Raw genomic sequence first — 21,619 nt, forward strand, 5'->3', positions numbered from 1 at the left:
TGAGCGGCACTATATATCCTGCTTGACTACTGCAAACGAACTTTCCACAAAAAAACAGAATAAAAAACAGATAAGGATCCTAGCTTCTGATGCTACGATCCTTGTCACATCCCTTATTAATATTTTTATCCATCCCCTAAAAATAGTCCCATCAGTTTCTTTTAATCATCAATCGGGATAGTGCTTCAGGATAATTACGTTGAACCGCTAATTCACAAGCCAATTTGTCAATTTCATTTTTCGAAATATCATCTAATAATCTGTTTTGCTTTGATTTTGTGTGAATTGTAGGAATGATGTTTTCTTCCTGCATTTTATTGATGATTTGATTGGCTACAGTTAAGGCCGAAGAAACCTTAACAATTTCGCTTCGTGCATAAGATTTACATGGAAAACTAACTTCCCCAACTCGTAAGCTTAAATCCTCACCGGGAATTTGCTGCGCTCCGAACAATGGCGGTCCTCCAACAGTTGCAGATTTAAATGAAGGAACAAATTTAGCAACAAATTCAATCGCATTTTCAGTTCTTATTTTGACTTCATCTTCTTCCCAAGCACCACATAATTTTTGCTGGATACCTTTATTAAATTTAGGTTGTGTCTCATTAACTTTTGATTGTACCAATCCATTTTCGAATAATGTAATATCTTTTGTCATGCCATGTAGCTGATAGTAATCATCACAATAAGGAGTCAGTTGTGCCATTCCATGTGGTGTATCGCGTTCACCGTGAAAAATAAGTTCTGGAATTAAACCTGGAATGGGTTCCCATTTAGAAATATAGGCCGCTTTAAATTCAATCAAACGCTTCGCATTCAAATGTAAAGATTGATCAATTTCCCCAGTCTTAAATCCACATGAATTCACCAAATAATTGACTTTATAAACCTTATCCTTAGTACATATTTCCCAATTATAATCTAAATTTTGATTCCGAACATCTATAATATTCGTAACCGTGGTATTTGTTTTCAGACTGCATTTCTCCGTTTTACTTAAAGCTAATTGAGCTTGAGCTCCGAATCTAAAAAGGTTCCAGCCGTATTCTTGAACGATAATTACAGGAACTTTTAACTTTTCGGGATCAATATATTTAATCGTATTAGACATCCATTCATCAGCAGATCTTGGAATTTTTACAATTGGCTTTTCCGTTAAATCAAGTAAATCTCCTTTAGTATATATTTTATAGTAAGCTTTTGGAGTACCAAGTATTTCATTATCTGGATCTTCATTAATTAATTCCTTGTAATACTCCACTAGCATTTCAAGACGACTCGCAATTTTATCTACTTCGTATTTTTCTGATTTAGGAATGCTAATAAATGTTGGTCTTTCGTCGATAGATTGCGGGAATAATCGCGCCATATCTATCGATTGTTTCATAAGCATTCTGCATTGCTCATCAGATATATCTGTATATAAGTTTCCACCTGCATGCAAATGACAGAATGGTGGTCCGTTTACAAGGCTTTTCTCTTGTTCAAACAAAATAGTATCTATTCCATATTTAGATGATTGTAAAGCGGTAACAACTCCAGAAACTCCCCCGCCTATGATACCTAAATTATAAATTTTACCCATGTTAAAATAATTTTTGTAGATCCGCAAAATTATCCACAACTACCGTTGGCTTATAATCTGCAATGTTTTGGTTATAATTATAGCCGTAAGTCAGACCAATATTTTCCATCCCTGCATTTTGAGCTGCAAGAATATCATTTTTAGAATCTCCGACCATTATGCTTTTATCTATGCTTATATTCATCTTCTTAGCTAAGTGCAACAGAGGAGCCGCATCTGGCTTTTTTTTAGACAATGAATCTTCACCAATCCAATAGTTGAAGAATTGTTTAATGCTTAATTTATTCAAAATGGGCTCAATAAAACCATAAGGTTTATTCGTGCAAATTGCCATTTTATACCCTTTTTTATGTAGATCGTTTAAGGTTTCTATTACACCAGGATAGGCGTATGTTTCTTCACAAGTAACTTCTTGATAAGCCGCAAAATAAATTTCAAAAGCTTCTTCTAAAAACGCTTTCGATACTTTTTGATCTGGAACTGAACACTCCAAGGATCTTTTAACAAGAGCTTTAGCTCCATTTCCAATAAAGGGAGTAACTTGTTCCATCGTTAATGGGAATAAATTATAATGCGATAACATCCTATTTATTGCCAAGGTTAAATCTGGAATACTATTGATCAGCGTTCCATCAAAGTCGAATATAATAAGCTCTTTGTCTTTAAAATTCATAATCCTTAATTTGATGCAAAAATACAGAAGTATTTATAGTGATCTTGAAAAATAATATATTTTAACAGACTATTTTCTACTCTAAATACTTTCAAATTATGCTAGAGTATCGCTACTACGGAACTTTAAAAGACTATGAGATAATAATTTATACCCAACTAGAGTTTCTGACGACCGCTAAAAATAAAGAAAAGCTCAGAGAGCTGAAAGTTCGGTGTAACAACAGGAAGTTGCAGAAGAACGACAGATGAAAGTATAATAAAGTTATCAACTTTAACTATATGAATCTTAGTTTAGATTTGATACTTTAGTAAAGTTCTAAAGATAATATTTAAACTGTCATCATAACTAGGAGCACAATACAGCCCAAAAACAGTTAAATCTCAAACAATGAAAAAAACAGAACATATCAATCCAATTCTCTTAGAACCAAATTATTATTATCACTTGGGATTTCCTTTTGATCTCAAACCAGCCGATCCAACAGTTTTTGAAGAAGGATACCATCTCGGACAATTTGCTTCAATAAAAGAAATTGAAAAAGGACTTTTTAGTGCCGTACGTGACCCGCTCGGAATTGGCAAAATATTCTATACTGAAACTCCTGATGGTAAAATCCATTTCTCTGAGAAGTTTGCTGATTTATTCGCACATAAAAGCAGTATTTATTCAGTTCCTGCTGGAACGATGGTAAATATTGGCTCAGGAGGTCGACGTGAATTGGTCCGAAATATTGGAGCTCCAAAAATAATTGATGAGAACCTATACAAAAGTGCTTTTGAAAAAAATAAGGATCAAAGTGTCCTCAATTTCAGACGACGCTTTACTACTCGTCTTGAGGTTTTGTATACCCAATTTAGAGAACTTGAGAAGAATGGTTGGACCTTTTTTGTAGCCTTATCTGGTGGACTAGATAGTACTATTATTGCATCTAAAGCTAAGCAGTTTCTTAAAAACCCTATCGCTTGTACACTTGATTTAGGTAAATCAGAAGATTCTGAGAAATCCCAAAAAATTGCATCGCAGCTAGGTATTAAACATCTTGTTTTCCCAACAAATGAAGAAAAAATACTTCAAGCTCTCGAGAAAGCCCCAGTATTGTGTCAAGACTTTAGGGACTTTAATGTTCATTGTGCAGCATTAAATATCCTTCTTGCATCAAATATTAAAGAATATATCGATACACAGAATGCGATTGACGATGAAAAAGTGATTATTTTGACCGGTGATTTAATGAACGAGTTTACCTGTGACTATGCTGGTGAATTTATTGATGGTGTTGAATATTACAAACTCCCAAGAGTTGGTAAAAAAGCTCTTCAAGATATACTAATTAGCGGACTAGACACATCCGATCGTGAAATATCTGTTTTTAAGGCATATGGATTAAACTGTATTCAGCCATTTGCAGCCCTATATGATCTTTATGCTTCGGTACCAGAATCGCTTTTAAAAGAAGACGATCCTAAAAAAATCCTCAATTCATTTCAGGTCGATTCTGTAATCTTAGACTTTATTCCCAAAACAAAACTTCGTGCACAAGTTGGAAGTCGTGAGAATATGGGCATATTAGGTCTTTGTCATCATAAGGGTTTTAACAATAAAACTTTCCGACATAAGATCATTGATGCTTCAGGAGAAAAAGACCCTATAATACCAATATTTGCAGGACGTTACGACGTAGAAGATTTTAAATAGCACGGCTTTATACAAAAAAGCCTAAAGAATATCTCTGCCTCGGAACTCTAAGAAGACATGAAATAAAGATTTCTGCCCTACTAAAGTTTCTGACGACCGCTAAAAAAAAGAAACCTAATAATGTAAAGAAAAGATCAGAGAACTGAAAATGGATCAAGCCGAAGATTTTCACAAAAAAAAATCCTTCCGAAAATATCGAAAGGATTAATATGTACCCAGGGCCGAAGTACAAACCAGTCATTTTGCACATTTTAGCAAACACCCAAAAAACAAAGACTAACGCAACAAACTCAATAGATACAGGTGATTTGGAGACTAATTACATTATTGATGTAAATTGAAATAAATTGAATAAGATGGGGACAAGGTGGGGACAGGATGGGGACAAGACAAATATTAAAACTATATTTGTTTTAAATCAATTCCTCATTTTATGGCAACGATACGATTTATAGTAAAAAGAAAGGCAGAATTAATGCCAATTTATTTAAGGTTGCGACATGGGAAAAATGTAGATCTTTCAAAAGATACAAGTTTCAAGGTTTTGCCCGAAGATTGGAATCTTAAAAAGCAACAACCGAAAGGAACTACCGAACAGGGAAAAATAATTGCACTTAATTTAAGTAAACTTAAAACATCTTTACTCAGTAACTTTAATGAAGCAATTGAAAACGGAATTTCTATTACTCCCGAATGGCTCGCAGATCAAATTAACATCATACAGAACAGAGGTACAAGTGAACAACAAGAAAAAGGCAACCTCTTAACCTATACTGACTATTATATTAATTATTTACCTACTCATGTACAAAGAAGTGGAAAAAGAGGCGTATCTAAAAATACAATCAAAAAATTTGTAACTCTAAAAGCAAGATTAGTTGATTTACAAGAAGCAAAAAATAGAAAATACAATGTATCGGATATTAATCCTGATTTTATAAATCTGTTCGATGCCTTTCTTCGCAAGAATAACTATTCAGATAATTACATAGGTACTCTTTCAATTAATCTAAAAACCATGTGTAAAAACGCACGAAAAGATGGTTTAAATGTTAGTCCCAACCTTGATAACATTACAGGAGTTAAGGAAGATACCGAAAAGATTATATTAACGTTTAAAGAAATTGAACAGATAAAAAAAACCAGTTACAAAAGAGAGGCATTGAGCAATGCACGAGATTGGTTAATAATTGGGTGTTTTACAGGACAAAGAGTTTCAGATCTTCTAAAACTAACAAAGGACAATATTGTATTTAAAAGTGGTTTGCAATTAATAGAACTGACTCAAATCAAAACGGGTAAAAAAATTTCCTTACCACTTCATCCCGAAGTTAAAGAAATACTAGATAAAAGAGAGGGTTATTTTCCTTATAAAATATCAGACGTTAAATTTAACCTGTACATAAAAGAAGTATGCAAACTTGCGGGTATTGATCAACTTATTAACGGTTCTAAGATCAACCCAAAAACCAAAAGAAAAGAAAAAGGAGTTTATCCAAAGTATGAACTTATAACCTCACATACTTGCAGGCGTTCTTTTGCATCCAATTATTACGGTGATATTCCAACCCCTTTACTAATGAGTGCAACAGGACACGCCACAGAAAAAAAATTCCTTATCTATATTGGCAAAAGTGCAACCGATCAAGCCCAACAATTAGCAGAATACTGGACTAAAGAAACGTTGGAAGCAAAGCAAGAAACGCAATTAAAAATTATTAAAAAGGCAAATTAACACACACATAAAAAAATATCATTAAATTTATTTTATGAAAAAATTAGTCTTAGTCTTTATCGGAATTATTCTATGCGGTTTTTGTTACAGCCAAACTATTTTCAAAGGTTTTGAATATGGCATGACAAAATCAGAAGCAAAAAAGGAGTTCAAGACAAATAAATTAGAATACACCAACATAGATATTGGAAATGGTTTTATTTATCGAATATACACCCAAAACTTTGTCTATAACAATGGAAAATTGGCAGGTATTCTTCTAACTCCCAAAGGTAGTGCTTTTGGTCAGTCTTATGATCTTGCTGCTAATTACCTGACTCACACACGAGGTTTTTTTGAATCTCTTGGTTACGAAACTTTTATTGATAATGAATGGTGGAATGCACCCGTAAACTATGTTGCTTCACATAGCAAATGGGGATTAGTACTAAATAAAAGTGATAATTCAACAATTGTACAAATGTATCCTATCAGTTACATCTTATCGGGCAGAACCGTATATCTTGTAAAACTAATGGTATGGAATTATGACTGGTGGATGAATTCCTACAATAACGAAAACAAAAAACAAACCCACATCGCAAAAGATAGTGGTTTTTGATTAATTCTATATTATTAAACTGGCAACGTACATTAATAATATTATTCAAATGAAACCATCAAAAAAAGTTAAAAAAGCACTAAAAATAATAGTAGACACCAATCAACACTTCCTAAATAACGAAGACAAATTATGTTCTTCCAAAGATTACATATCAAATTATGAAACAAATAGAGATAAATTTGTTTTAAATGATTGGTATGACATGACAGAAGTTGAATATATTGAAGAACAAATAAGTTTTCTTAAACCACTTGTAGAAACTAATAACGTTAATGATATTGACCCAAGTTATTATACATCAGATGAAAGATTAGTAAGAAATTCTGCAAAAAGAAAATTGGCATTTCTGAAAAAGAAACTAGAAATTTCAATAAAAAAACGAGATGCTTTATTAGATAATCAACTATCTGAATCTACCACTTCTCCATCAAACAAGATTCACCTAACCACAAAAACAAACACCAACCTACCACACGAAGAACAAACAGAAAAAGACAAAAGATATAATAGTCGGATTTTTAAAAATTATGAATCGTTTTTATTTTTTGTTCATCAAGTTGAATACTTTGACCCAAAACCTGGTAATGTTACAGATTACAGTTATCTATTTACCAAAATGAAACCCAAATTTATACATGACGAAACGCCACCTAAAGAGTTTTACAATTATATGAACGAGCATTTCAATACAAATTTGTCACAATTAAAATCAATTGACTTAAAATCTGAAAAAAATAGAAATAATAAATTTGAACTAGGTACGATCAAATACAAGCAAAAACAATAGAAAAACTAACAAATACAGAACCGTACCCGACTAAATACAATACCGTAACCACTGCAATACGTGTTGCATACAACCTTTGAAATATTAATAATTCAAATTAATACTTCATGTTATGAGCAACACAATTCAATTCATTCAGGTAACACCTGAGCAACTACAAAAAGCCATTATTACAGGCGTAAAGGAACAGTTAAACGATTTAAAAGATCTGTTTCAACCGAAAGAACCCACCGAGTATTTGACCAGAAACGAAGTCAAGGAATTACTTCATGTTGACCTGAGTACGGTTCACAACTGGACTAAGAAAGGCAAACTAAAGGCGTATGGCATAGGCAACCGCATTTACTACAAACGCCACGAAGTAGAACAGGCAATTATTCCAATTCAATCTATTTAGGTGATGACTGGCAACGTAAAATACATTCGCCACATCTACAAGGTAGAGAGAGCGAAAAAGGTCTACACAGTTTATCAGTTAGAACCAAGTGCACAAATCCGAGTATTAACCGACTTAATCCGAATAGAACAGTTTCGGAAATTCAGCAACGGAAAAGGATTTGATGAATATCTGAGATTAAGAGATACTACCAATTGGGCGAAGTGTGAACAGGTTACAGGATTAAAGAAAACCAATAACCCAAACGTGTTTTTTGGCGACCGTATGCACTTAGGAAAAAAGAACCTCATCGTTTTTAAATTCTCTAAAGACAAAGAGTATCTATTGATAGATTACTACAAAGGATACTACCCTACCAATGGCAATTTTAAAGCAATATTAGACAAATACCAATAGAAATCACAGGGTAAAGCAAAAGGAGGCGTTAAAACCTCCTTTCGTATTATTCAAATGTAGTAATACTGGCAACGCATTACCCTACTAAGTTAGGAATATGATTGACTATATCAAAGTTCAATTGCAAGGCGTCAATATTTCAGAACTAAAAGAAAATAAGTATTTGAATTTTATTGGTGAATTTGACGAAGCAACGGGCGAAGTACTAAAAGGAAAAGCAAAATACAGAGGTTTGTTATTTCAAATTTTCCCGAGTAATTACATACTTATTCAAGGCAGTTTGCATAAATACTGGAACAATGGCGAACACAATTACAACGACTTCAATATTGTATCAATTTTAAACGTTTTAAAGGACATACAAGACAAATTTAATATTGCACCTCATCAAATGATTTTAAAAGGTTTAGAATTGGGCGTAAACATCACACCAACGCACGATACAAAGCAAATATTAAGGTCTTGTTTTATTCATTGTTCAGAACCTTTTAAATGGTGTAATGTTCAAAACAATGGCGAATACATACAGGCGAAACACTCGCAATATTTTATAAAAATTTACAACAAAGCAAAACAATATCGAGATAAAGGATATAATATTGAACATGAATTACTTAGGTTTGAGATTAAGTATCGGAAAATGGAGAAAGTAAAGAAGTTAGGAATTGTTAACCTCCAGGACTTACTTAATTACAAATTAGAAAACTTTGTATCTGTACTGGTTGAGGAATGGCAAAGGATTTTATTCTATGATTCTACTATCAAATCAGACAGTAGATTACTACTAAAATATAAAAATCCGATGTATTGGCAGGAACTTATTGAAAGAAGTTCAAATTCTTCATTTAAAAAGCATAAAAGACAGTTATCTAAACTAATTAATCAAAATTCTGACAATATATCAGAACAGATTACAAACCTAATTGAGCAAAAAGGAAATATCCTTTCTTGTAGGGGTATCCGAATTGACCAAGAATTGAATCAGGAAGATAAAGAAAAACACAGTTCAAACTTTCCCATTTTGCACACTATAAAAATGGACAAGGGTATCCTTATTGACCCTTTAGTTATATTGTCAATTCAGATACCCCAATCGAAAGAGAATAAAATTTGTTTGGTTACAGGCTTACCGATATACGAACAGAAAAAAGATAGTTCAATGTTATCGCATACAGGATTATATTTTTATCAAAAGCATTACCCGAAAATATTTGAAATGTTGAAACGAAAATATTTATCTGATTATTGGGATGAACCTGATTTAAAAAAGCAAGTCAAAGAGATTGCCCACAATATAAGGAATACCAAAAGCAATATTGAAATAAAACAGAAACGAATTTATCCAGTAGATCAATATCGTTTATTTAATGTTGGTTGATCAACCTAGATAGATAAAATCTATGGAAAATAAAAAATCATTACTTTTACTAAAGTAGTCAATAATAGAAAATACGATGAGCGAAAGAATAAAACATGGAGGTAGAAAAAAAGGCACGCCAAACAGGTTGACCAAAGAATTAAGAATAAGTCTAAAGAATGTTATTCACGAAGAATTGCAACAATTACAAAATCAATTGAAAAGTCTTGACCCAAAAGATAGACTAGATATCTTAATTAAATTAATGCCTTACGCCTTACCTAAAATCAATACAGTCAATAGTACTATTGATGAGCCAATAAATATCGAATGGTAAAAAATTTGCATTTCCGTAAATCTAAAAAGAGCGCAAATGATTAAGAACTTAATGAAACTTAACTTTTGAGCCTAATAATTAGTTTTTTGGAGAACGGAAAAAAATATCCAATTAATTTTGAAATATGGGGACAGGATGGGGACAAATAAAAAACCCTGCTAGATAACTAACAGGGTTTTAGATACTTCCATTTATTAAGTGTACCCAGGGCCGGGATCGAACCGGCACGGGTTGCCCCACTGGTGTTTGAGACCAGCGCGTCTACCAATTCCGCCACCTGGGCATTGCTTTTGAATGCGATGCAAATATAGACCTTTGTTTCATTCCCACAAAACAAAAACTGCATTTTTTTGATTTTTTTTTCATCTCTTAAGACAAGCTATAAGTCAATAAACATCGGATGTACTGAGCTTCATTTAATTATATCTGTAAAAAGGCACTGTTATTTTCAAAGAACAAAAATTGATTCCATCGCAAAAAATCAAAATAAGCACTCATTTCCCCCAGAAACATCCTAGCGAATCAAAACAAGATTTTCTATATTAGCATTACACATTACTTGTTTTGTTGTAATTTACATTCCAATCATCACTCAGGTACAAATATCAAACAACACATTAACTAAACTTTCTATCATGCCAAACTTAGCTAGCACATATCTCGGATTAAAAATTAGTAACCCTATAATCGTTGCCAGTTCGGGACTCACCGATTCAATTGAGAAAATCATTGAATTAGAGGTGCACGGAGCAGGAGCAATTGTGCTTAAATCTCTGTTCGAGGAAGAAATTATCATGGAAATGGATGAACAAATCCAAAACATGACCAATCGTCCTTTTGTTTATCCCGAGACTTTCGATTACATGAACGAAGAACCCGAAGAGGACACTGTTCGAAAATATTTACGCTTGATTCGAGAAGCCAAAGCGGCTGTTTCCATACCAATTATTGCAAGCATTAATTGTGTAAGCGCCCAAAAATGGACCTACTTTGCTCAGGAAATAGAAAAAGCAGGTGCTGATGCTTTGGAAATTAACCTTTTTGTTTTACCCACCGACATGAACCGAACAGGCGATGAAAATGAACAAATTTATTACGATGTTCTAAAAACAGTAAAAGAACAAGTTGCACTTCCCATTGCTTTAAAAATAAGTCCATATCATTCCAACCTGTCCAACTTAATTAAACGTCTCGATGACATGAATGCCGATGGAATTGTAATGTTCAACCGCTTTTACAGTCCCGATTTCGACATTAATACCTTACGCGTAACAAGCGGACAGATCTTATCCAATGCCGACGATTATAAAAATTCCTTACGATGGACAGGAATTATGTCGGAGCGAGTTAACTGTTCTCTTGCTGGTACCACAGGCATACACACATCCGAAAGTATTATAAAACATCTACTTGCCGGTGCCGATGCTGTTCAGATAGCCTCGATTCTCTATCAAAACGGACCTGAATACATTGATGTTCTTTCGAAGGAAATTTACGCTTGGATGGAAGAACACAATTTTAAAAGCATAGAGGATTTTAAAGGCAAAATGAGCCAATCGAAATCGAATGATCCCGCTGCTTTTGAAAGAGTACAATTCATGAAGAATTTCAGAAATTTTGTTCTTTAAATGAATAATTACTGATAGCAAAGCAAGCTAAATTCTGTTGATTCGTGTAGTTTTTTGCACTCAAATCAAAACGACTCACATGATATATATCATATTGAAAAGCACTTACAATCATTATCTTGTATTTACGAATAAAAACTTGAGATTATAAATCCTTTTTTGACTGAGATTCACTCTCTGGCAAACACAAATCATACAAAAAATGAAAGATTTTGGAGTTCAGGAAACACTTAAACGCTTGGGAATCGCTCCCCTTAATGAAGGAGTTTCTACCGGAACAAAATGGTTCAATTGCAAGGGTAATACAAGCGAATCTCACTCTCCCATTAATGGATCGCTAATCGCAAAGGTTAAAAATGCCAATCTTAACGATTACGAAAAGGTATTGGAAACTGCTCAGGAAGCATTTAAGGTGTGGAGAAAAATGCCTGCACCCAAAAGAGGCGAAATTGTTCGGCAAATAGGAAATGCACTTCGCGAGGCTAAAGAAGATTTGGGAAAACTGGTGAGTCTCGAGATGGGAAAAATCTACCAAGAAGGATTAGGCGAAGTACAAGAAATGATAGACATCTGTGATTTTGCTGTTGGCCAGTCGAGAATGCTTTACGGGTTTACCATGCATTCGGAACGCCCAAATCATAAAATGATGGATCAGTATCATCCACTGGGAATTGTAGGTGTAATTTCGGCTTTTAACTTTCCCGTTGCCGTTTGGGCTTGGAATGCAATGTTGGCAGCAGTTTGCGGCGATGTTATCATCTGGAAGCCAAGCTCAAAAGTACCTTTGTGCGCTATCGCTTGCCACAATATCATTCAAAAAGTATTAAAAGAAAATAATGTACCCGAAGGCGTTTTCAACTTGGTGGTTGCCAAATCCTCTGTGATGGGTGATAATTTTATAGAAGACAAACGTGTTCCCTTGATTTCAGTAACCGGATCAACCGCCATAGGAAAACGAGTAGCCGAAAAAGTAGGTGCTCGCTTGGGCAGAACCATTGCCGAATTGGGAGGTAACAATGCAATTATTATGGCTCCAACAGCCGATTTAGACATAGCCATACCGGGAATTGTCTTCGGATCGGTAGGTACTGCTGGACAAAGATGCACCTCTACCCGACGACTGATTATCCACGAAAGTATTTACGAGGAAGTAAAAAACCGATTGCTGAATGCCTACCAACAAGTAGAAGAAAAAATTGGAAATCCGCTTGACGCAAAAACATTGGTTGGACCAGTAATTGATAGCGCTGCTGTTGAGGTTTACAAACAGGCCATTGCCGAAGTAAAGAAAGCGGGCGGAAAAATTGTTTTTGGCGATAAAGTTCTCGACGGAAATTTTGTGGTTCCTACCTTTTGCGAGGTGCAAAATCACTGGCAAATTGTGCAGGATGAATCTTTCGTTCCGGTTCTGTACATCATGAAATACAAAACTCTTGATGAAGCCATTGAATTACACAACAATGTGCCTCAGGGACTCTCCTCATCAATTTTTACTATGAACATGCGAGAGGCTCAAACGTTTATTTCGGCTGTGGGCAGCGATTGCGGAATTGCCAATGTGAATATTGGAACTTCGGGAGCCGAAATTGGCGGTGCTTTTGGAGGAGAAAAAGAAACCGGAGGTGGTCGAGAATCGGGTTCTGATGCTTGGAAAACCTATATGAGACGACAAACTAATACCATAAACTATGGCGAAGACTTGCCTTTAGCTCAAGGAATTAAATTTGATTTTTAAAAACAACACACCAAACACTTACATTTATTCTGAAATGAATACTCCGACAATTGCCGGGGTATTTTTTCTTTCTACACAAAACTGACTCTTATTATCAATAATATCAATCAATAATTTCTCTTTATTCGCTTCTTAATAGCCCTCATGCAGCGCATTCTAAAAAAGAAAAATAAAAAGCCCACAAAAACAGGTGTTTACACGAATCCTAAATCCGAATTAAAGAGGAATAATATCCAACACATAATTTCCTAAAGATTCTTTAAATTGCTATTTTTGATGCATTACCTTACCACACAACCTAATTACCATGCTAAGAAAAATTCTGACCTCTTTGCTAATTCTTTTGCTTCTGGCAATTACCACTTTAGGCTATTTATATCTTAAAAAACAACGCGAATACAAAGGCATCGATCCTTTCTCTGCCATTCCTGTGAATTCCGAAATGATTGTTCAATTTGAAAGTTTAGAACACTTAATTACAAAATTGGAAAACAATACGGGTGCGTGGAAAGAGCTCAGTAAATTCGATGGGATTGCAAAAATCAACCAAAACCTTGAATTTTTAGACAGTTTAATTGGAAATTTTGATTCGGAAGGATCCATCTCTTTGGATCGATCGTTTACTTTGGCAAGTCACTTACAAGGAAAAAATGAAATTGAATACCTCTACATTCTTCCCATTTCGGACTATCTGGAAGAAAAGAAAATTAAAAATGCCATTCTTAATTGGGTAGGACTCGACTCATCGGTTTCGGAACGACAATACCACAAAACAAACATTTACAGCATTCCTGCCAAAAAAGAAGCTAAAAGCACCCATTTCACTTTCTCAAAAGGATTATTTATTGTCAGTCGATCGATCTTACTCCTCGAAAACTCAATATTACAGCTAAGTACTGAAAATTCCATTTCGAAAACTAAAGGCTTTGAGAAGATAAGAAGAACCATAGGCAAAAATGTGGATGCCAATATTTTTCTAAATCTGAAAACTTTTCCCAAACAAGTTTCTTTATCTCTAGACAATAGCTACAGCAAATTCATTCGTAACTACACCAACCTTGCCAATTGGACCGAATTGGATCTGAGTTTCAGAAATGACATCATCCTGCTAAATGGTTTTACCTATAGCGATGCTCAACAAGGCAAACTAATGAATCTCTTTCTTCAGCAAGAACCAATTAAAATGGAAATGGAAGATATGATTCCATCGAGTACTAGTATTTTAGCCATTCTTGGAATGAACGATCCTGCACTACACAAAGGCAAATACCGAAAATATCTCGATCAGATTGGAAAATTATCGAACTATCAGAAAAATATCAACGAGATAAAAAATACAACAGGAGTCAATTACGAAGAGCTGATTTATTCCATCATTCACAAAGAAATTGGCTTGACTTTTGGCGAAGGAAAAAACGGCAAGCGATTTACCATCATTAGAACAAAAAGTGCAAGTATTGCTCAGGAAAAAATGCTAAAAATGATTTCTTCCTACGCGCAAAAACAAAAACGTAGCCTTTCCTACTATCAGTATACTTATCAGCTCGATAAAGAAACCCATTTTGATATTTTTAAACTGCCTGAAGATCGCATTCCTGAAAAACTTTTTGGAAGCTTCTTTAGTGATGCCTCATCGGCCTACTTTACCTTTATTGGTAACTACATGGTAATGGGACCCGATCGGGCTTCTCTTTCGCAGTTTATTCAGGAATCGGTACTTGGAAAAACACTCAACACCAATAAAAACTATATGGAAAATAAGGAGTTCCTTTCCAACAAAGCAAACTTTTATTTCTATGCATCAACACCAAAAGCAAATGCTCTATTGTCGAGCATGTTAAATCCTTTATTGCAAAAAGAGGTTCAGAATCACAAAGAAAGTGTGAACAAGTTTCAAGCACTGGGCTTGCAAATTAGCTCGAATAGAAATCTGATTTACAACAACTTATTCGTTCAATACGATCCCATTGTGGAGTTAGCTCCTCAAACCGATTGGGAATCTCACCTCGATACCTGCTTTACACACAAACCCTATTTGGTTACAAATCATTATACCAAAGAAACCGAAATCCTGATTCAGGACATCAGCAATCAACTTTATCTTCTAAATCCTGAAGGACGAATTTTATGGAAAAAGCCTCTTGACTCTCAAATCATTGGCAAAGTTCACCAAATAGATCTCTTTAAAAATGGAAAACTTCAATATCTTTTTGCCACTAAAAACCATCTTCAGTTAGTCGATAGAAATGGAAATAATGTAAGCAATTACCCCATTCGCTTAAAAGCAGATGCTGCTCATGGCGTTTCGGTATTCGATTACGACAAGAATAAGAACTATCGCTTTTTTATTCCATGTCGAGATAAAAAGGTTTATGCCTATAGCAAAGATGGAAAGATTATTAGTGGCTGGAATCCCGCTGAAGCTGAAAACAAAATTACTTGCGAAGTGCAACATTTCAGAGTCAACAACAAAGATTATATCGTTTATGCCGACCAATATCGGGTCTACATCTTAAACCGACGAGGCGAAGAAAGAGTGAAATTAAAAGATCAATTCTCCAAATCGGAAAAGAATACTTTTTATCTGGAAAGATCTATCGGAAAACAAGAAGACAGATTAGTAACTACTGATGTAAATGGAAGCATTTACTACATCTATTTCAATGGGAAAGTGGAACAAAAAGTATTTACCCAACTCTCCGATTCTCATTTCTTTTTGGCTGCCGATATGAACTCCGATGGAAAAAATGAATACCTCTTTGCCGATTACAACTTATTAAAGATATTTAATGATTTGGGTGAACAAATTCTCGATAAAAAATTCGATTCTGGAATAAGCTTTCAACCAAATGTGTACAGTTTCTCAAGAAGAAACACCGAAATTGGCATCTGCCTTGAAGATGAGAATAAGATTTTCCTAATTGATAATGAAGGAAATAACCACGTGGGATTTCCACTAAAAGGCAATACGGAATTCTCAATTGGCTTTTCGAAAAAAGGCAATAAATCCTTTAATCTTTATGTAGGAAATAATCGAAACTTCCTGCTTAACTATTCCGTACAATAAGCCATTTATCAACTAAAAAGAGATAATTCATCAACCCAAATTATAGGTTGATGAATTTTTTCTTTTCTTTTTTACGAATGAAAATTTTACATTTTTGCATAAAAAAAAACCTATGAAATCAAGACCTAGAATCTTAACAGCCTTTCTTTTACTGGGGCTGCTTACCATTTCTATAAGTTCCTGTTTTAACGAAGATGATTACGACTTTGATAGACTTTCTGATAATATTGAATGGACACCAAACCTAATTGTTCCCGTAAGTTACGGAAGTTATTCACTTTGGTACTTACTCAATCAGCACGAAGCAAATACCGAAGATCAAAGTATTGTTTTGGATGAAGAAGGACTGCTTCACATTCAATACTCTCAGGAAGATATTTTTTCTTACACTGTGGCAGATGTATTGGATTTCCCAAATCAAGAAGCTCTCGATTTTTCATATTCCCTGCCCGATGCATCTTTAGGAATCTCTTACTCATCTTTTGAAAATCCTGATCCTCAAACTGATCAAATTCAGATCATAACATCTGAGGAAGACATTATTCTTTATGAGTTGGATCTGGATGCGAACATCCAATTTTTATTCACTAATCCTTTGAATACCGAAATTGAAATTAACATTAGCCTACCCAATGCCAGCTCTACTGAAAGTAGCGTTACGGAAACCTACACCATAGCAGCCAACGCAACGAATCAGGAGGAAAGCCTAAGTTTATCCGACTTAAACATACTATTCAATAATCCCTATACAAACAGTAACGAAATCGACATTACTTTCGAAATTGCAGTTCAGGATAATGCTAGTCACATTATTACAGGTTCTGGCGATCTGGAAATCACCCTGGCAGTTGAAGATATCGATTTTTCTCTGGCCCAAGGCGATTTTGGAAATCAAATTATTACCCTGGAAAGTGGAAACATAGATATGAATGTTGATTTTTGGGACAATGTGGAAGGAGATTATCAATTTACCGATCCGAGCATTTCTCTTTACGCACAAAATTCCATTGGCGTTCCCTTTCAAATTAACGCCGACATTACCGGATACAGCAGCAATGGAAACACTGCCTCTCTAAATCCTTCAAGTGAAGCACAATTTGAGAATTTCCCGACTACTATTGCAGAAGTGGCCAGCGGCATTACCGATACCCTAATTTTCGACAAAGACAATTCTGATATTGTTAATTTAATGGCTTTGCCACCTTCTGAGCAATTGAGTTATTCAGGCTCCGTAACTTTAAATCCAGGAAGTACTGCTCCAAGTTCAAGTTCGCCCAACATCATTAGCAACCAATCGGCCATCGATGTCGACATTAAAATTGATGTTCCTCTAAATCTTACAGCAGACAATTTAACCCTGAAAGATACCGTTAACAATTTAGACATTAGCGATACAGAAGACATTATGAATGCCGCAATTATTATTGTAGCAGAAAATGGATACCCCCTAAACGTAAGTATTGATAAAATTTACTTTACAGATGAGAATTACCAGATAATCGATTCCATTTCCGATCAGGAAGTAATTGATGCCGCTGAAGTATTTACAACTGGTGATAATATAGGTGAAGTCGACGAATCATCAATTCAGGAAGTAACACACGAAATAGAATTAACCGAAAGTCAAATCGAAAACCTAAACCAAACCAAAAACCTGATCATCAATGCGAGTGTGAGCACCGATAATGATAACATTGCTGTAAAACTAATGGGCGACGATGAATTAGTATTCACAATTTCAGTTCAAGCTCAAGTCAATCTTTCAAACTAAGTAATACCAGTCTTTTCACCTATGAATAACTCTAAACATACTATCCTTTTAACAGGCTTTTTGTTCCTATTTCTATCCCTTTCTGTTTCTGGACAAAAAATGAACAACAGCTTGTATTTGATGCAAAATGTGCCGCAATCGAATCAACTAAATCCGGCTATTCAACCCGAATGTAAAGTTTTCGTTGGATTTCCAGCCCTAAGTTCTATCTATCTAAACTACAGCAACAGTAGCTTTGCCTATAATGATGTAATTACCGATGGGACAGGAATTCAAGCAGACTCCTTGGTGGTAGATGTCAATAGCTTTCACGATGCATTACAAACTACAAATTTTGTATCGCAACAGATAGAAATCACCCTTTTTGCACTGGGAATACGTGCCAAAGACTACTACTTTACCCTTGATGTGATTGAAAAGGAAGATTCTCGTTTTAATTTCGACAAGGAAATGATCACTTTTCTAAAGGATGGAAACTACGATTACCGAGGAAGAACATCCAACTGGGGAGGACTTGGTTTGGATGCTAGCTACTACCATGAAATAGCGCTGGGCGTATCGAAAAAAATCAACGACAAATGGACGGTTGGTGTGAAGGGAAAAATGCTATTTGGAATTGCCAACATGCACATGGCAGAATCTGCTATGTCGGTTTTCACCTCATCTACTGGCGATCAGATTGTTCTAAATTCTCAACATCGCTTGTTAGTTTCTATGCCAATCAACGAAATTCGCCTAGATTCCGATGGCTATGTAGACGATATCAATATTGAAGGAGACGATTACGATGCTGATTTCTTTACCAATACCGACAACAAAGGATTTGCAGTAGACCTTGGTATGACCTATCAGATGGATGAGAGAACTCGCCTTTATGCTAGTATTTTAGATATTGGTGCCATTAAATGGAAAACCGACGGTTACGAATTTTCTCAAGATGGAAGCTTTACTTGGGAGGGTGCCGATTGGTCACAATCGGGGAACTCAAATGATCCAAACTATGAAGAAATTGAAGATGTTTTTGAGGACCTAAGCGATTCTATTGTTGATGAGTTTCGAGTAAACGATGCAACGGGTTCCTACTCGGTTGCTTTGCCTACAAAAATTTACTTAGGAGGAACATACGACCTCAACAAAAAAGTAAATCTTGGAGCATTAAGCAGAACCGAAATTTTTAATGGTACCGTTCAATCGTCATTAACATTATCGGCCAACGCTCGCTTCTTCCGAAATTTGAGCACAAGCCTAAGCTATTCGGTTGTTAACAATTCATACAACAACATTGGATTTGGTTTGGCTGCAAAACTAGGACCTACCCAATTTTATGTGGTTAGCGATAATGTAATGGCTGCCATTCAGCCCAATTCAGCACATTTGGCGAATGTTCGCTTTGGAATCAACCTATTGTTTGGATGCAAAGACAAAACCAAAAAGAAGAATTCCTGCTCTTTCGAAGACAAAATCAAAAATAAAAAGAAACCTTTGTATCGCTAAATATGAGTACACCACCACTCAAGTAAGACTGCCCAACAAGGCAGTCTTTTTTTAATATCTAATTGCGTCATATGCCTCAACAATTGAAGTAACGCCCCCAAAGCGAGAAACAAGAGAGAGAACTTGCAAGGAAAAATCAGCACAAAAGGAACGACCAAAAGTCGATGCCAAAGAACAGTTGAAAAAATAATGAAATGCTTATATTTGTGTTTCAAAACAAAAGAACATGGGATTATTAAAATTTATCATCATAGCCATTGGCATTTATTATCTACTAAAGTGGACAATTCGAGCGATCTTTCCTTTTTTGGTGCAAAAGACCTTCGATAAAATGCAGGACAAAGCCAAGCAACAACAACAGCAACAAACAAAGAAAGAAGGCGAAGTCACCATCGACAAAACCAGTACTACAAAAGGAAATCCAAACAAAAAAGATATTGGCGACTATGTGGATTTCGAGGAAGTAGATGATTAATTAAGCTAAGATCGTTGCAAAATTAAAAACCCAATTGGCTAAAGCGTTAATTGGCTTTTTTTTGTACTTTTGCTCCCTGCTTGTTTTTTAGGACTCCTGATTTTCAAGCAAAAAGACACTATTTATCAAAACCAAAATTTTAACAAACTACAAAATATAAGATTTATGGCTCAGGAAGATGTTTTCAAAAAACTGGTAGCTCATTGTAAAGAATACGGATTCGTGTTTCAATCATCGGAGATTTACGATGGATTGAGTGCCGTTTACGACTACGCGCAATTGGGCGTTGAGTTGAAAAACAACATTAAAAAATACTGGTGGGATTCAATGGTAAAACTGCACGAAAATGTGGTGGGCATTGATTCTGCAATTTTTATGCATCCTACCATTTGGAAAGCTTCTGGCCACGTTGATGCATTTAACGATCCATTGATTGACAACAAAGATTCGAAAAAACGTTACAGAGCTGATGTTTTAATTGAAGATCTGATGGCGAAGTACGAAGGAAAAATGGACAAGGAAGTTGCCAAAGCCAAGAAAAGATTTGGTGAGAGTTTCAACGAAGCTCAATTCCGCGAAACCAACCCTCGTGTGCTTGCTAACAAAGAAAAAATGGATGCTGTGCATGCTCGCTTTGTAGAAGCCTTGGATAAAAACGATTTGGACGAATTAAAGCAAATTATTGTAGATAATGAGATTGCTTGTCCTATTTCGGGATCGAAAAACTGGACAGATGTTCGTCAGTTCAACTTGATGTTCTCTACCGATATGGGATCAACATCAGATGGAAGCAGCAAAATTTACCTTCGTCCGGAAACAGCCCAGGGAATTTTTGTGAACTACTTAAACGTTCAAAAAACGGGTCGCATGAAAATTCCTTTTGGAATTGCGCAGATTGGTAAAGCCTTCCGTAACGAGATTGTTGCTCGTCAGTTTATTTTCCGCATGCGTGAATTTGAACAAATGGAACTTCAGTTCTTTGTTCGCCCAGGCGATGAAATGAAATGGTTCAACGCATGGAAAGAAACTCGTATGAGTTGGCACAAAGCTCTTGGTTTTGAGGATAACAAATACCGTTTTCACGATCACGATAAATTGGCTCATTATGCCAATGCAGCTACGGATGTAGAATTTAAATTCCCATTCGGATTTAAAGAAGTAGAGGGAATTCACTCTCGTACCGATTTCGATTTAAGCCAGCATCAGAAATTCTCGGGTAAGAAAATTCAATATTTCGATCCTGAATTGAATAAAAGCTATGTTCCTTATGTAGTTGAGACTTCTATTGGAGTAGATCGTATGTTCCTGCAAATTATGTCGGAAGCTTATCAGGAAGAAAAAATTGAAAAAGAAGATGGTAAGGTAGATGAACGTGTTGTTCTTCGTTTACCTCTTGCTTTGGCTCCGGTTAAACTTTGCGTGATGCCATTGGTGAAAAAAGATGGTTTGCCCGATAAAGCTCGTGAAATCATCAACGACTTGAAATTCGATTTCAACTGTCAGTACGACGAGAAAGATTCAATTGGGAAGCGTTACCGTCGCCAGGATGCCATAGGTACTCCTTTCTGTGTAACTGTCGATCATCAATCATTAGAAGACAATACCGTTACCATTCGTCATCGCGATACTATGGAGCAAGAACGTGTTGAAATCTCTAAACTATTTGCTATTGTTGAAGATCAAGTAAGCATGAAAAAACTATTCAAGAAATTGAAATAAGTTTTTCTTACAAATATAGCAATGGCCATTCTCAATGAGAATGGCCATTTTTTTGTATTCCTATCTAACTCGCCTTCCCCTCTAACAAACCATAATCTCCCAATTTAAAAAGTAGCTGGCAAGACAGAAAAACAGCAAGATAGAATATTAAGTGTAGCTCT

General features: G+C 35.3%; 17 protein-coding genes and 1 tRNA gene. 15 read left to right on the plus strand and 3 right to left on the minus strand.

Features of this window, described 5'->3' with window-relative positions; all coding sequences use genetic code 11:
• Positions 1-151: 151 nt before the first annotated feature.
• Both ABYT26_RS07615 and ABYT26_RS07620 read right to left on the minus strand, forming a co-directional pair.
• Complete coding sequence (locus ABYT26_RS07615) at positions 152-1,585, minus strand: hypothetical protein (RefSeq protein ID WP_372752511.1); 1,434 nt, start codon at positions 1,583-1,585, stop codon at positions 152-154.
• Between the two features lies 1 nt (position 1,586).
• Positions 1,587-2,258, minus strand: coding sequence for a phosphoglycolate phosphatase (locus ABYT26_RS07620; protein ID WP_372752513.1), 672 nt, complete (start codon positions 2,256-2,258; stop codon positions 1,587-1,589).
• A gap of 390 nt (positions 2,259-2,648) precedes the next feature.
• Between ABYT26_RS07620 and ABYT26_RS07625 the strand changes: the two genes are divergently transcribed.
• From ABYT26_RS07625 to ABYT26_RS07660, 8 genes are all read left to right on the plus strand, one after another.
• Positions 2,649-3,956, plus strand: coding sequence for an asparagine synthase-related protein (locus ABYT26_RS07625; RefSeq protein ID WP_372752515.1), 1,308 nt, complete (start codon positions 2,649-2,651; stop codon positions 3,954-3,956).
• Between the two features lie 433 nt (positions 3,957-4,389).
• On the plus strand, positions 4,390-5,691 hold the full coding sequence (locus ABYT26_RS07630; RefSeq protein WP_372752517.1) for a tyrosine-type recombinase/integrase: 1,302 nt from the start codon (positions 4,390-4,392) through the stop codon (positions 5,689-5,691).
• Between the two features lie 34 nt (positions 5,692-5,725).
• Complete coding sequence (locus ABYT26_RS07635) at positions 5,726-6,292, plus strand: hypothetical protein (protein WP_372752520.1); 567 nt, start codon at positions 5,726-5,728, stop codon at positions 6,290-6,292.
• 49 nt (positions 6,293-6,341) lie between these two features.
• Positions 6,342-7,082: a hypothetical protein gene (locus ABYT26_RS07640; protein WP_372752522.1), complete on the plus strand. Its 741-nt coding sequence runs from the start codon at positions 6,342-6,344 to the stop codon at positions 7,080-7,082.
• Positions 7,083-7,194: 112 nt separating this feature from the next.
• The gene (locus ABYT26_RS07645; RefSeq protein ID WP_372752524.1) at positions 7,195-7,479 is read left to right on the plus strand and encodes a helix-turn-helix domain-containing protein; all 285 of its coding nucleotides are present in this window, start codon (positions 7,195-7,197) and stop codon (positions 7,477-7,479) included.
• Positions 7,480-7,482: 3 nt separating this feature from the next.
• Positions 7,483-7,875: a hypothetical protein gene (locus ABYT26_RS07650; protein ID WP_372752526.1), complete on the plus strand. Its 393-nt coding sequence runs from the start codon at positions 7,483-7,485 to the stop codon at positions 7,873-7,875.
• Between the two features lie 97 nt (positions 7,876-7,972).
• Positions 7,973-9,253 (plus strand): hypothetical protein, encoded by a 1,281-nt coding sequence (locus ABYT26_RS07655; protein WP_372752528.1) that lies wholly within the window; start codon positions 7,973-7,975, stop codon positions 9,251-9,253.
• Positions 9,254-9,329: 76 nt separating this feature from the next.
• A complete protein-coding gene (locus ABYT26_RS07660; protein ID WP_372752530.1) occupies positions 9,330-9,569 on the plus strand; it encodes a hypothetical protein in 240 nt (79 codons plus the stop codon).
• Positions 9,570-9,770: 201 nt separating this feature from the next.
• Here the strand turns inward: ABYT26_RS07660 and ABYT26_RS07665 are convergent.
• A tRNA-Leu gene (locus tag ABYT26_RS07665) sits at positions 9,771-9,852 on the minus strand.
• Between the two features lie 352 nt (positions 9,853-10,204).
• Here ABYT26_RS07665 and ABYT26_RS07670 point away from each other — a divergent pair.
• The 7 genes from ABYT26_RS07670 to ABYT26_RS07700 all read left to right on the plus strand — a co-directional run bounded on the left by ABYT26_RS07670 (position 10,205) and on the right by ABYT26_RS07700 (position 21,458).
• The gene (locus ABYT26_RS07670) at positions 10,205-11,197 is read left to right on the plus strand and encodes a dihydroorotate dehydrogenase-like protein (protein WP_372752532.1); all 993 of its coding nucleotides are present in this window, start codon (positions 10,205-10,207) and stop codon (positions 11,195-11,197) included.
• A gap of 202 nt (positions 11,198-11,399) precedes the next feature.
• Positions 11,400-12,932, plus strand: coding sequence for an aldehyde dehydrogenase family protein (locus ABYT26_RS07675; RefSeq protein WP_372752534.1), 1,533 nt, complete (start codon positions 11,400-11,402; stop codon positions 12,930-12,932).
• 307 nt (positions 12,933-13,239) lie between these two features.
• Positions 13,240-15,999: a DUF3352 domain-containing protein gene (locus ABYT26_RS07680; RefSeq protein WP_372752536.1), complete on the plus strand. Its 2,760-nt coding sequence runs from the start codon at positions 13,240-13,242 to the stop codon at positions 15,997-15,999.
• Between the two features lie 112 nt (positions 16,000-16,111).
• Positions 16,112-17,770: a hypothetical protein gene (locus tag ABYT26_RS07685; protein WP_372752538.1), complete on the plus strand. Its 1,659-nt coding sequence runs from the start codon at positions 16,112-16,114 to the stop codon at positions 17,768-17,770.
• Positions 17,771-17,791: 21 nt separating this feature from the next.
• Positions 17,792-19,264 (plus strand): DUF5723 family protein, encoded by a 1,473-nt coding sequence (locus ABYT26_RS07690; RefSeq protein WP_372752540.1) that lies wholly within the window; start codon positions 17,792-17,794, stop codon positions 19,262-19,264.
• 226 nt (positions 19,265-19,490) lie between these two features.
• Complete coding sequence (locus tag ABYT26_RS07695; protein WP_372752542.1) at positions 19,491-19,739, plus strand: DUF4834 family protein; 249 nt, start codon at positions 19,491-19,493, stop codon at positions 19,737-19,739.
• Positions 19,740-19,904: 165 nt separating this feature from the next.
• Entirely contained in the window at positions 19,905-21,458 is a 1,554-nt protein-coding gene (locus tag ABYT26_RS07700) for a glycine--tRNA ligase (RefSeq protein WP_372752544.1), read from the plus strand.
• Positions 21,459-21,619 lie beyond the last annotated feature (161 nt).

The sequence above is a fragment of the Labilibaculum sp. genome (assembly GCF_041595635.1).
GTDB lineage: Bacteria > Bacteroidota > Bacteroidia > Bacteroidales > Marinifilaceae > Labilibaculum.

Coding starts and splice junctions, on each gene's coding strand:
- ABYT26_RS07615 (WP_372752511.1), bottom strand. CDS start 1,585: ATGGGTAAAATTTATAATTTAGGTATCATAGGCGGGGGAGTTTCTGGA.
- ABYT26_RS07630 (WP_372752517.1), top strand. CDS start 4,390: ATGGCAACGATACGATTTATAGTAAAAAGAAAGGCAGAATTAATGCCA.
- ABYT26_RS07700 (WP_372752544.1), top strand. CDS start 19,905: ATGGCTCAGGAAGATGTTTTCAAAAAACTGGTAGCTCATTGTAAAGAA.
- ABYT26_RS07680 (WP_372752536.1), top strand. CDS start 13,240: ATGCTAAGAAAAATTCTGACCTCTTTGCTAATTCTTTTGCTTCTGGCA.
- ABYT26_RS07620 (WP_372752513.1), bottom strand. CDS start 2,258: ATGAATTTTAAAGACAAAGAGCTTATTATATTCGACTTTGATGGAACG.
- ABYT26_RS07625 (WP_372752515.1), top strand. CDS start 2,649: ATGAAAAAAACAGAACATATCAATCCAATTCTCTTAGAACCAAATTAT.
- ABYT26_RS07655 (WP_372752528.1), top strand. CDS start 7,973: ATGATTGACTATATCAAAGTTCAATTGCAAGGCGTCAATATTTCAGAA.
- ABYT26_RS07675 (WP_372752534.1), top strand. CDS start 11,400: ATGAAAGATTTTGGAGTTCAGGAAACACTTAAACGCTTGGGAATCGCT.
- ABYT26_RS07635 (WP_372752520.1), top strand. CDS start 5,726: ATGAAAAAATTAGTCTTAGTCTTTATCGGAATTATTCTATGCGGTTTT.
- ABYT26_RS07645 (WP_372752524.1), top strand. CDS start 7,195: ATGAGCAACACAATTCAATTCATTCAGGTAACACCTGAGCAACTACAA.
- ABYT26_RS07695 (WP_372752542.1), top strand. CDS start 19,491: ATGGGATTATTAAAATTTATCATCATAGCCATTGGCATTTATTATCTA.
- ABYT26_RS07690 (WP_372752540.1), top strand. CDS start 17,792: ATGAATAACTCTAAACATACTATCCTTTTAACAGGCTTTTTGTTCCTA.
- ABYT26_RS07670 (WP_372752532.1), top strand. CDS start 10,205: ATGCCAAACTTAGCTAGCACATATCTCGGATTAAAAATTAGTAACCCT.
- ABYT26_RS07640 (WP_372752522.1), top strand. CDS start 6,342: ATGAAACCATCAAAAAAAGTTAAAAAAGCACTAAAAATAATAGTAGAC.
- ABYT26_RS07685 (WP_372752538.1), top strand. CDS start 16,112: ATGAAATCAAGACCTAGAATCTTAACAGCCTTTCTTTTACTGGGGCTG.
- ABYT26_RS07660 (WP_372752530.1), top strand. CDS start 9,330: ATGAGCGAAAGAATAAAACATGGAGGTAGAAAAAAAGGCACGCCAAAC.
- ABYT26_RS07650 (WP_372752526.1), top strand. CDS start 7,483: ATGACTGGCAACGTAAAATACATTCGCCACATCTACAAGGTAGAGAGA.